This window comes from Paraburkholderia sp. JHI869 (assembly GCF_038900775.1).
Lineage (GTDB): Bacteria > Pseudomonadota > Gammaproteobacteria > Burkholderiales > Burkholderiaceae > Paraburkholderia.
Genome location: NZ_JAYMSC010000031.1, coordinates 68,164 through 79,731 on the forward strand (window position 1 = coordinate 68,164; position 11,568 = coordinate 79,731).

Annotated in this window: 11 protein-coding genes; 8 read left to right on the forward strand and 3 right to left on the reverse strand. The window is 63.8% G+C overall.

The genetic code is table 11. The features are described 5' to 3' along the window. Positions 1–3: 3 nt before the first annotated feature. Positions 4–1,389, reverse strand: coding sequence for a type III glutamate--ammonia ligase (gene glnT / locus VSR72_RS35205; RefSeq protein WP_342956864.1), 1,386 nt, complete (start codon positions 1,387–1,389; stop codon positions 4–6). Between the two features lie 180 nt (positions 1,390–1,569). Between glnT and VSR72_RS35210 the strand changes: the two genes are divergently transcribed. Further along, positions 1,570–2,172, forward strand: coding sequence for an XRE family transcriptional regulator (locus VSR72_RS35210; RefSeq protein WP_342956865.1), 603 nt, complete (start codon positions 1,570–1,572; stop codon positions 2,170–2,172). Positions 2,173–2,410: 238 nt separating this feature from the next. Here VSR72_RS35210 and hutG read toward each other — a convergent pair whose 3' ends face one another. After that, a complete protein-coding gene (gene hutG, locus VSR72_RS35215; RefSeq protein ID WP_342956866.1) occupies positions 2,411–3,226 on the reverse strand; it encodes an N-formylglutamate deformylase in 816 nt (271 codons plus the stop codon). A gap of 35 nt (positions 3,227–3,261) precedes the next feature. Then, positions 3,262–4,227 (reverse strand): LysR family transcriptional regulator, encoded by a 966-nt coding sequence (locus VSR72_RS35220; RefSeq protein ID WP_342956867.1) that lies wholly within the window; start codon positions 4,225–4,227, stop codon positions 3,262–3,264. A gap of 183 nt (positions 4,228–4,410) precedes the next feature. Between VSR72_RS35220 and VSR72_RS35225 the strand changes: the two genes are divergently transcribed. The 7 genes from VSR72_RS35225 to VSR72_RS35255 all read left to right on the forward strand — a co-directional run bounded on the left by VSR72_RS35225 (position 4,411) and on the right by VSR72_RS35255 (position 11,553). Next, positions 4,411–5,598: an FAD-dependent oxidoreductase gene (locus VSR72_RS35225; RefSeq protein WP_342956868.1), complete on the forward strand. Its 1,188-nt coding sequence runs from the start codon at positions 4,411–4,413 to the stop codon at positions 5,596–5,598. Between the two features lie 50 nt (positions 5,599–5,648). Further along, on the forward strand, positions 5,649–6,410 hold the full coding sequence (locus VSR72_RS35230) for an electron transfer flavoprotein subunit beta/FixA family protein (RefSeq protein ID WP_342956888.1): 762 nt from the start codon (positions 5,649–5,651) through the stop codon (positions 6,408–6,410). A gap of 2 nt (positions 6,411–6,412) precedes the next feature. Beyond that, positions 6,413–7,354: an FAD-binding protein gene (locus VSR72_RS35235; protein WP_342956869.1), complete on the forward strand. Its 942-nt coding sequence runs from the start codon at positions 6,413–6,415 to the stop codon at positions 7,352–7,354. An 8-nt stretch (positions 7,355–7,362) separates the two neighbouring features. Then, complete coding sequence (locus tag VSR72_RS35240; RefSeq protein ID WP_342956870.1) at positions 7,363–7,998, forward strand: HutD family protein; 636 nt, start codon at positions 7,363–7,365, stop codon at positions 7,996–7,998. After that, positions 7,995–9,674 (forward strand): electron transfer flavoprotein-ubiquinone oxidoreductase, encoded by a 1,680-nt coding sequence (locus tag VSR72_RS35245; RefSeq protein WP_342956871.1) that lies wholly within the window; start codon positions 7,995–7,997, stop codon positions 9,672–9,674. Before VSR72_RS35240 ends, VSR72_RS35245 begins: the two co-directional genes overlap by 4 nt. Before the next feature lie 668 nt (positions 9,675–10,342). Further along, complete coding sequence (locus VSR72_RS35250) at positions 10,343–11,065, forward strand: IS6 family transposase (protein ID WP_342956872.1); 723 nt, start codon at positions 10,343–10,345, stop codon at positions 11,063–11,065. After that, on the forward strand, positions 11,008–11,553 hold the full coding sequence (locus tag VSR72_RS35255; protein WP_342956873.1) for an IS3 family transposase: 546 nt from the start codon (positions 11,008–11,010) through the stop codon (positions 11,551–11,553). The genes VSR72_RS35250 and VSR72_RS35255 overlap by 58 nt, the downstream gene beginning before the upstream one ends. The last annotated feature ends 15 nt before the right edge of the window (positions 11,554–11,568 follow it).

An 11,568-nucleotide genomic window follows, 5' to 3' on the forward strand; every position in this document is an offset into this window, starting at 1 on the left:
TCCTTAGAAAAATTCGAGGTAGCTCTTCAGTTCCCAGTCCGAAACGTGGCGCATGTATTCGAGCCATTCCATGCGTTTGAGCTTGATGAACTCCTGCGCAACGGGACCGAGCGCCTCGCAGATGAGCGTGTCCGCTTCGAGCGCGTCGAGCGCCTGTTCGAGGTTCTGCGGCAGCACCGTGATGCCGTGCTCCGCAAGCTTCGCGGGCGACCACGCGTAGAGGTTCTCGTTCGCCGGCGCGCCCGGATCGAGTTCACTGTCAATGCCGTCGAGCCCCGCCGCGATCACGGCCGCCGTTGCGAGATACGGATTGCACGAGCCATCGGGCAGGCGCAGTTCGATGCGTTCGCCCGGCATACGCACCATGGTCGAGCGGTTGTTGTCGCCGTAGCTCACGTAGGCGGGCGCCCATGTCGCGCCAGTGAGCGAGCGGCCCACCACGAGGCGCTTGTACGAGTTCACGGTGGGATTGCACAGCGCCGTGAGTGCGGACGCATGTTTGAGCAGGCCGGCGGTGAACTGGTAGCCGAGCTTCGAGAGTCCCATGCCAAGCGGATCGGCGGCGTCGGCGAAGAGGTTGCGCTTGCCGTCGCCAATCGAAACGTGCATGTGCATGCCGTTGCCCGGCCGGTTCGCGAACGGCTTGGCCATGAACGAGCAGATCATGCCGAGATCGTTGGCGATTTCGGAGGCGGCCATCTTGAAGAACACGTAGTGATCGCACGAGGTCAGGCAATCGGCATACGTGTAGTTGATTTCGAACTGGCCGTTGGCGTCTTCGTGATCGATCTGATAGACGTCGATGCCGACCGCGCGCATGGCGTCGGTCAGGCGTTCGAGAAACACGCGCGTGCGCGACAGGCCCTTGTAGTCGTAGCACGGCTTGGCGAGCGTATCGCTCGGGTCGCATGGCTCGAGCGTGCCCGAGGCCGAGCGGCGCAGCAGCGAGAATTCCGGTTCGAGGCCCGTGAAAAGCGTCCAGCCGCGTTCAGCGACGCGCGCGACCTGACGCTTGAGCGTCACACGCGTGTCGTAGACCCACGGCTCGCCTTCGACATGTCCATCGCAGACGATGCGCGCGAGGCCCGGCTGCCACGGCACCGGCGTGAGCGTCGAGAGTTCGCCCACGGCCATGAAGTCCGGGCCGTTCGGCTCGATGCCCACGCCCCAGATCGCGAAGCCTGCGAAACCGGCGCCGGCCTTGAGCACGGTCTTCAGATGCGAGACGGGCACCGACTTGGCCTTCGCCACGCCGTGAATATCCACGAACTGCGCCAGCACGTATTTCACGCCCTGTTGACTGAGCCAGCTCTGCGCGTCGTCGGCCGAGCCGAAGCGCGGCACGCTTCCCAGCTCGTTGACCGGCAGTTTTGCGTCATTGAGATTCATCGTCACTCCTTGCAACTCATCCGCGGTTGAAAGAGCGGTGCGCCCGACATCGCGTCGGCGCGCCCGCGCATTGTCCTTTTCGAAAATTCTCGATATGCAACTTTATTTCTTGCCATGAAACATTCGGCGCGCACGTATGCGCCCCGCCTGCTACGCTTCTGCTTTTAACCGAGGCCGAACATGCAAACCGGGGACGACAGCAAAGCACCACTCGAACGCTACCTGGGCGCGACGATCCGCGAACTACGCCAGCGTCACGACCTGACCATCGCCCAGGTCGCCGACCAGGCCGGCATCAGCCGCGGCATGCTCTCGAAGATCGAGAACGCGCAGACCTCAACCGGACTCGACGTTCTGCACCGGATTGCACAAGCCCTCGGCGTCTCGCTCTCCACGCTCTTTCGCAACTTCGACGTTCCGCAAGGCGACGCACAGCTCGTCAAGAAAGGCGCGGGCATGGAAGTCGTCCGCAAGGGCACCAAACGCGGCCACACCTACCATCTGCTTGCCTACGACCAGGGCCCGCGCAAAGCCTTCGAGCCCTTCCTCATCACTCTCGAAGACGAAGCGGAGCGGTTTCCGACCTTCGAGCATCCGGGCACGGAGTTCATCCACATGCTCAAGGGCGTGATCGAATACCGCCACGGCCAGCAGACCTACCTCCTCCATCCCGGCGACACGCTCACCTTCCAGGCCGACATTCCTCACGGCCCCGAGCGACTCATCAAGACGCCCATCCAGTTCCTGTCGATCTTCATCTATCCGCCGGGAACTGCCGATTGAGGCGCGGGCCCTGCCATCTCGCCTGCGCTACTTCTTATGCAACGTCCGTGCCATGTTTATCGACATGAATCAAAAATTCCTGCTGAGAAACACCTGGCGCGCATGCGGGCCCTCTCCATCTCTCCTTCCTCATTCGCTCGCGGCGCTGTTTGCCTGCTGACGGTGCGCGGTTTTCCTGCCTGCTGTGCGCCACTGCACTGAATCGGGACGCGGGCTTACGTTCGAGTATCAGAATTGCTTATGAAAGCGCGGACGTTGATGCGAGCGCCTGCACCGCGTCGAGCGCCGCTCCGACCATGCGGGAAAGCGTGGGCTGCATGGCTTCGGCACGTTCCGCCGCGTAGTCGAATGGCGCGCGCTCGTTCATGTAGGTGGACTGGCACATCTCCAGTTGAACCGCATGAATGCCGCGTTCCGGCGCGCCGTAGTTGCGCGTGATGTAGCCGCCCTTGAAACGGCCGTTCGCGACCCACGAGTACGGGCTCGCGGCCATCGCATCGACAGCGGCCTGCTGCACCGCACCCGCGCAGGTGCATCCGTCCTGCGTGCCCAGGTTGAGGTCGGGTAGCTTGTCGTCGAAAAGCCGTGGCAGCACGCTCGCGATCGAATGCGCTTCCCACAGCAGCACGTTCGCGTGCCGCCCGCGCAGCCGCGCAAGCTCGGCCGCGAGCGCGTCGTGATACGGCTGCCAGTATTGCGCGACGCGCGTGGCCCGCTGCGCCGCGTCGGGTGCGCAGCCGGGCTTGTAGACGGGTTCGCCGCGGAACGTTTCGCCGGGGCACAGGCCCGTCGTCGTCTGGCCCGGATAGAGGCTTTCGTCGCTGGGCGGCCGGTTCAGATCGATCACATAGCGCGAGACGCGCGCGCCGATCACCGTCGCGCCAAGCTCGCGCACGAAGGCGTAAAGACGATCGAGATGCCAGTCCGTGTCGGCAACGGTGAGTGCTTCTTCGGTATAGAGATGGCGCAGCGCTGCGGGAATCTGCGTGCCCAGATGCGGAATCGATACGACCAGATGCGCATCACCGCGCTCCAGTGAAAATAGTTCGGACATCTTCTTACTCCTCTCGTACAGGAAATTCGATCCAGCTACATCAACGCGTCTTCGGGCAGCTGCGGCAAGGCACGCGCCAGTGCCGGCCTGATGGAGGCGTCCAAGACACGCCGCGTCAACGCGACGATTTCATGCGCGAACGCGTCCCACTCACCCTGCCGATGCAGCAGGAAGAAGTCCCGACGCCCCAGCCGTCCAGCCGGCAGCGGCAACACGGCGATCTCCGGCAGATAATGGCGCGCCTGCCAGAGACACAACGGCGTGGAAATCGCGAAGCCGAGCCGGGCCGCGACGAGGCTCAGGAGCGGATCGGTCGCATCGAATTCATAGCGGCGCGGACTGTTGATGCCGAGGTGCCGCGCATAGCGCTCGATCTGCTGCCCGATCACCGAGCGCGGGGTGTACCGGATCATCGGCATTTCGAGCGCGAGCGTGCGCCAGTCGATATTCCTGCGCTCCGCGAGCAACGCGCGCGAAACGACCACGACGAATGCTTCCGAAAACAGCGGCACTTCGACGATGCGCGCGTCGTTGAGCGTCGTCTGCGTGCAGACCGCGAGATCGAGCTCGCGATCGTGTAACTGCTTGCTCAAGCCCGGGGTCAAGCCGGACCACAACGCGATCTGCCGCGCCGAGCCCGACACCGCGCGAATCAGTTCCGGGCCCACGGTCGCCGCGAACGAATCCACGCAGCCAAGCCGTACCGGCAAGGTGCCCGCGTTCGACGCGTCGCCAATGCGCGCACTGACCATCTGCGCGTGCTCGAGCAGCGAGCCCGCCAGTTCGAGCAGCGCGCGGCCCGCGACGTTCGGGCGTGGAGGCCGGCTCTCGCGATCGAACAGGACCACCCGCTGGTCGCGCTCGAGCGCTGCGATGGCCTGACTCACCGCGCTCTGGCTCACGCCGAGCTGCTTGGCCGCGCCGGTCATCGACCCGGTTTCGCACACCGCGAGAAAGGCCTGCAAGGCATTGAGGTCGATAGGCGCCTGGGTACGTCTCATGGGCTACTCCGCGGATGTCTGCGCAAATGACGCCACCGCGCCGTCTTCCGCATGATGCGGCCCTGGACGGCCAGCACGCGGAGGATGAGCGATTGCGGTGATGAACCATAAGTTTGCCTAATACAAAATTATGGCGCGCACCCGGGACGCAGAATTTGCCCATCGTTCACCCACGGGGGCCCCATGAGCCACTTTGACTATGTCGTGATCGGCGCCGGCGTGATCGGCACGTCGGTCGCCCACCATCTCGCTGCTCTCGGCGCGAAAAGCGTTCTCATGCTCGATCAGGGCACGATCGGTGCGGGCACCACCTCGCAGTCCTCCGGGCTGCTGCGCACGCATTACTCGGTGCGCCAGAACGTCGAACTCGCGCGCGCCTCCTGGTGGGCGTTCAACAATTTCGCCGACTATCTCAGCGACGACGAAGCCTCGTGTGGCCTCGTCAAATGCGGCTACATGATCAGCGCGCCCGAAGGTGACAAGCTCGACCCGCTGGCCGCCTCGCTGCGCGCGCAGCAGGACATGGGCATCGAAGTGCAACTGCTCGACCGCCAGGCGGCGCAAGCGCGCCTGCCCATTGCGACCTTCGACGGTGCCGCGCTGATTGGCTTCGAGCCCGAAGCTGGTTTCGCCGACGCCTATCTCGTCGCGACCAGCTTCGCACGCTCCGCGCGCCGGCGCGGCGTAAAGATCATGGAAGGCGTGCGCGTGACCGGCATCGTGCGCGAAGGCCGCCGCGTGGTGGGCGTGCAAACGTCGGCCGGTCGCTTTGGCTGCGGCACGCTCATCAGCACACAGAACATCTGGACGCCCGAACTCGCCGAGTGGATCGGCGTGCCGCTGCCGGTCAAGCCCGAGCGCCACACCGTGCTCGCGCTCGAATGCGAAGCCGCGCCCTACACGTTTGCCATGCCCGCGTTCAAGGACCTCGGCTCGCCGGGCATGCTCTATTTCCGCAGCTACGGCGGCAGCCAGATGCTGGTCTCCGAAGGCGTGGTGGGCGAAACGCTCAACGCGCCCGAGACCGAGCAGGGCGATATCTCGCTCGACTATGTGGCGGAAGTCGGCGCGCAGGTGGCCGAACACTTCCCCGCCTATGAAACGGCAGGCCTCGCCTCTTCGTGGACCGGCGTGTACGACGTCACGCCCGACTGGAACCCCGTGCTCGGCAATGTCACCGATGTGGAAGGCCTCACGGTGGGCTTCGGCTTCTCGGGCCACGGCTTCAAGCTCTCGCCGGGCATCGGCAAGCTGCTCGCGCAGCACGCGCTCGGACTGTCCACCGACGTCTCCCTCGAACCGTACGCACTCGAACGCTTTGCAAGCGGCGCGCTGCTGACCGGCAAGTACGGTCTGGGCGCGGTGTCGTAATGCCATCGAGCGATGTGCTTTCGCATGCAAACAGGAGAAAACTGATGACTATCCGCATTCTGGTGCCCGTCAAGCGCGTGGTCGATCCGAACGTGCGCGTGCGCGTGAGCGCCGCCGGCTCGATCGAAACGGCGGGGCTCAAGATGTCGCTCAATCCCTTCGACGAATGCGCGCTCGAAAAAGCGCTGCAACTGAAGGAAGCCGGTGTGGCCTCGCACGTCACCGTGCTGACCTGCGGCCTGCCCGCGCACCAGGACGTGCTGCGCACCGCGCTCGCCATGGGCGCCGATGATGCCGTGCTGATCGATACGGGCGCGGCCACGCTCGATTCGCTCGCCGTCGCGCGGCTTGTGGCCGCGTACATGAAGGAAACCGAATACGGTCTCGTGCTGTGCGGCAAGCAGGCGATCGATGGCGACGTGGGCGGCGTGGCCGCCATGCTCGCAGCACTCCTTGGCTGGCCGCAGGCGCTCAACGCGAGCGCGCTCGACGCCATCGACGGCGGCTGGCGCACGAGCTGCGGCGATGACGCGGGCACGGCGATGTGGCAGCTCGACGGCTCCGCCGTGGTCAGCGCCGATTTGCGCCTGGCCGAACCGCGCCGCGTGACGCTGCCCAGCATCGTCAAGGCGAAGCAGAAGCCGCTCGCCACGCGCGAGGCAGCCGCGCTCGGCGGCGTGTCGGGCGCCCGCAGCCACGTGCTGAAGCTGAACGATCCGCCCGTGCGCGAGCCTGGTGTGAAGGTGGACGACGTCGGAGCGCTGCTCGCAGCGCTCGCAGATCGACGCGTATTCGAAACCGTGGGGGTTTGACTATGAGAACGCTGGTTCTGGCCGATGCCGACGTGGAATCGATTTCCGATGTCACGTTGCGCGTGATAGGCGCGGCGCTGCAACTGGGGCAGCCCGTCGACCTGCTCGTATTCGATTCGTCCAGCGCGGCAGCGGCGGCGCGTGTGAGCAGCGTCGAACGCGTGCTGGTCGCCTCCGCTGGCGCAGCCGATGCGCTCGCGCCCGAAACCGTCGCGGCGCAATTGCTCGCCCTCACGGGAGACTATTCGACGGTGCTCGCGGCGCATCGCGCCTCCAGCCGTGCGGCGCTGCCGCGCGCGGCAGCGCACTCCGAGGCCGCATTCATCGCCGACGTGATCGCCATTCGCGAGCGCACGCAGTTCGTACGCGGGCTCTATGCGGGCAGCGTGATCGCGACGGTGACGAGCGCCACGGCGCGCACGTATGCCAGCGTGCGACCCTCGTCGTTCGCGCCCGTGGCAGCGGAAGGCGGCGCAGCGGATATCGTTGCGCTCGCACCGATTTCTCCGTTCGCGGCCACGCGGCTCGTCGAGCGTCGCGCCGCCGAACAAAGCGGGCAAGATTTGGGCAATGCGCGCGTCGTGGTTGCAGGCGGCCGCGGCCTCGCCTCACAGGAGAACATGGCGCGCCTCGGCCAGCTTGCCGACACGCTGGGCGCCGCGCTCGGCGCCTCGCGCGCCGCCGTGGATGCCGGCTATGCGCCGAATGCCGCTCAGGTCGGCCAGACCGGTCGCAGCGTCGCGCCCGACGTGTATGTGGCGTTCGGCATCTCGGGCGCGATCCAGCACCTTGCCGGTATGAAGGACTCTAAGTTCATTGTCGCCGTGAACAAGGACCCGGACGCGCCGATCTTCTCGGTGGCCGACGTGGGGCTGGTTGGCGACCTGTTCGACGTGGTCGGCGCGATAGAATCTCACGTGCAGGGTGCGGGGACGAGCGTATGAACGCACGCATGCCTGCTCCGTCAGCTGACTCAAGCGCCGCGGAAACCTGCGCCGTGCGCTTCATCGACTGCATGCGCGTGTCGCCCGAGCCCTGGGCCAACGGCGGCGGCACGACGCGCACCCTTGCGCGCGGTCCGGAGCAGCACGGCGCCGCGGCGTGGCGCGTGAGCATCGCCACGCTCGACGGCCCGGCGAAGTTCTCGCAGTTCGCGGGCTACGACCGCACGCTGCTGCCCGTCGGCGACAACGCAATCGACCTGCATTCGCAGGACGGCCAGTTGCTCGCGCGCGCCGGCCAGCCGGTGCACTTTTCGGGCGACCTGCACGTGTGGGTGAACCTGCCCGCACGGCCCGTGAACGTTCTCAACGTGATGTGCAAGCGCGGTGCATTTCGCGCGCGCGTGAGCGTCGCCGCGCATTCGCTGCACGTGACGCCGGCCGCCACGCATCTGCTGGTGAGCCTCGCGGGACAATGGAACGTGGAAAGCGCGTTGTTGCGCGGTGTGACGCTGCCGCCGCTCAATGCGCTCTGGATCAGCGGGCGGCCTGAAGAGCTCGCGCTGCGCCCTTCGGGGCCTGGCGCGCAACTGGCGTCGATTGCGATCGAGGCCGTCACGGCCGAACCGGTGGGGGCGAGCCGATGACACATCCGAGCGAGGCATTGATTGCGCAATACGGTCCACGCGAGTCGATGGAATACGACGTGGTGATCGTCGGCGGCGGCCCCGCCGGGCTGTCTGCCGCGATCCGCCTGAAGCAGCTCGCAGCCGAAAAAGGCGCTGAAGTCGGCGTTTGCGTGCTGGAGAAAGGCTCGGAGATCGGGGCGCATATCCTCTCGGGCGCGGTCATGGATCCGCGTGCCTTGAACGAGCTGATTCCGGACTGGAAGGAGCAAAGCGCGCCGCTGAACGTGCCCGTGACCGAGGACAAGTTCCTTTTTCTTTCCGAAACGGGGGCTAAGGCTGTGCCGAACTGGGCGCTGCCCGACAACTTCAAGAACCACGGCAACTACGTCATCAGCCTCGCCAACGTCACGCGCTGGCTGGGCCAGCAGGCCGAGGCGCTGGGCGTGGAAATCTTCCCGGGCTTTCCGGCCGCCGAAGTGCTCTACAACGACGATGGGTCGGTCAAGGGCGTCGCGACCGGCAACATGGGTGTCGGCAAGGACGGCGAGCCTACCGAGAACTTCCAGCTCGGCATGGAGCTGCACGCGAAGTACACGCTGTTCTGCGAAGGCTGCCGCGGGCATCTCGGCCGCCAGCTCAACGAGAAGTTCAAGCTGGGCAAGGATTCGGATCCGCAGGTCTACGGCATCGGCATCAAGGAACTGTGGGAAATCGATCCTTCGAAGCACCAGCCGGGCCTCGTGATCCACACCGCCGGCTGGCCGCTCGAATCGGACACCTACGGCGGCTCGTTCCTGTACCACATCGACAACAACCAGGTGATGGTGGGCTTTGTCGTGGGTCTGGCGTACCAGAACCCGTATCTCTCGCCGTTCGAGGAATTCCAGCGCTACAAGACACACCCGGAAATCCGCAAGTATCTGGAAGGCGGTAAGCGCGTGTCGTACGGCGCGCGCGCGATCACCGCCGGCGGCCTGACGTCGCTGCCCAAGCTCGTGTTCCCGGGCGGCGCGCTCGTGGGCGACGATGCGGGCTTTTTGAACGCCTTGCGTATCAAGGGCAGCCACGCGGCGATCAAGACCGGCATGCTGGCAGCCGATGCGGCGTTCGAAGCCGTGCAGGCAGGCCGCCAGAGCGATGAGCTCGCGGCTTACCCGGAAGCGTTCAAGCAGTCGTGGCTTTACACGGAGCTGTACAGGGCGCGCAACTTCAAGCAGTGGATGAGCAAGGGCCTGTACCTGGGCACGCTGATGGTGGGCATCGAGCAGAAGCTGCTGGGCGGCAACGTGCCGTGGACGCTGCATCACCAGCATCGCGACCACGAGATGCTCAAGCCCGCTTCGCAGTGCAAGCCGATCGAGTATCCGAAGCCGGATGGCAAGCTCACGTTTGATCGTCTGTCTTCGGTGTTCATCTCGAACACGAACCACGAAGAGAATCAGCCCGCGCACTTGACGCTCAAGGACGCGAGCGTGCCCGTGAACGTGAACCTGCGCACCTACGCGGGCCCCGAAGCGCGCTTCTGCCCGGCTGCGGTGTACGAGTTCATGAAGAACGACGACGGCAGCGACCGCCTGCAGATCAACGCGCAGAACTGCGTACACTGCAAGACCTGCGACATCAAGGATCCGACGCAGAACATCGTGTGGGTTACGCCCGAAGGCGGCGGCGGCCCGAACTATTCGAACGTGTAAGTGAAGCGCTCGCCCAACCAAGTGCGGACGATTGAAAATGAGTAACGTCGCCGCGAACGTTAGCCCCCGCCCGGCCTAAGACCTAAGGAAGGTCAACCTTGCCAGAGAGGTGATCCGTTCGGAAACCGGGCCTCGATAAACGTTCAGCACCTGATCCTTCCGTCCGAAATGTCCGGATTTAGATAATATTCAGTATCTCGACAGCAATGTTGAACCTGGCCCGCGCCGTCCGTCCTAGCGGCTGACGCAATCGCGTTTTCACGACTACTTACGCCTAGCGCGGGCTCATTGTCATACGTGCTGGCTTTAACGCCGATGAGTGCAGCCCTCACACTCCGCGAGCTCTGAAGCCGATCGGCTTCTGTGATATAACGAATAGGATTACAAATCAAATAAAAGCGCGATCATTTAATTTATGCATACATGAACGCCCCCGTTTGCGCCAGGTGTTCGAGGTCTTGACGAATGGAATGGGCTGCACGTCTACATCCGGCCTCTCTGTGCAGCTTCGGCTTCGCTGCGGGCCACTATGAAATCCGCGGACTCACGCCTCATTCAAATCGCGAGCTTAGAAGGTGTTATGCACTTTTGCTAAGGGCTGCAAAGTGGACGGTTCTGTTGCAGTAGGGCCCACGTTAAAATTGGGTAGCGAATTTTTGAGCTGTGCGATGAAGAAGACGAAGACACCGCGAACCACACTCGCGCCGGGCCTGGCCAAGGTCCTGAAGCGCCTTCACTACCCGCTTGAAGTGATTTTGCTGTGCGTGCGATGGTACGTGGCCTATTCGCTGAGTTTGCGCAATCTTGCGGAAATGATGGACGAGCGTGGTATCGCGGTGGATCATTCGACGGTGTACCGCTGGGTCATCAAACTGCTGCCGCTCTTCGAAAGGAGCTTCCGCAAGCACAAGCGTCCGGTTGGGAAAAGCTGGCGAATGGACGAGAGCTATATCAAGATCAAAGGCGAGTGGAAATATCTTTACCGGGCAGTGGACAAGGCGGGCGACACGGTCGACTTCCTGCTCAGGGCCAGGCGGGACAAGGTCGCTGCCCGGCGGTTCTTTGAAAAGGCGATCGCCCATAATGGTACGCCAGAGACCGTGACCATCGACAAAAGCGGCTCCAATCTGGCCGCACTGGATGCGGTGAATGCCGATTGCGAGACGCCGATCAAGGTCCGTCAGATCAAGTACCTGAACAACATTGTCGAACAGGACCATCGGGCTATCAAACGCCGGACCCGGCCGATGCTGGGATTCAAGAACTTCCACCGTGCGAGGGTCATTCTCGGCGGCATCGAGGTAATGCACATGATCAGGAAAGGACAGATGAAATGTGCGGGCAAATACCCGTCGTCTGCTTCCCAGCAGTTTTACTCCCTTGTGTCATAAGCAATACTTATCATATCGACATTTCTCGTCCCGACACCGTTACTGCAACAGAACCGTTCAACCGGGAGGTCGTCGGTTGGTCGATTAAGCCGCGCATGACGGCTGACATCGTGACCGACGCGCTGACGATGGCATGGTTCCGACGCCGGCCCGAGCCCGGCGCGCTGCATCACTCGGACAGGGGTAGCCAATATGCCAGCGACGACTTCCAGCGCAAGCTGGTGCAATACGACATGCGCTGCTCGATGAGCCGCAAGGGAAATTGTTGGGACACTGCCCCGACGGAGAGCTTCTTCAACAGTCTGAAGAACGAACGGGTGCATGCTACGCGATACCGTACACATCAGGAAGCGATGGCGGACCTGTTCGAATACATCGAGGTGTTTTATAACCGCAGTCGTCGTCATTCGTCGCTCGGCTTCGTGTCACCGGTTCAGTTCCTGCAAGACTGGATGAAAGCTCAGCAGACCAAGGATGCGGCTGCATAACCAGAGGCCTCTGGA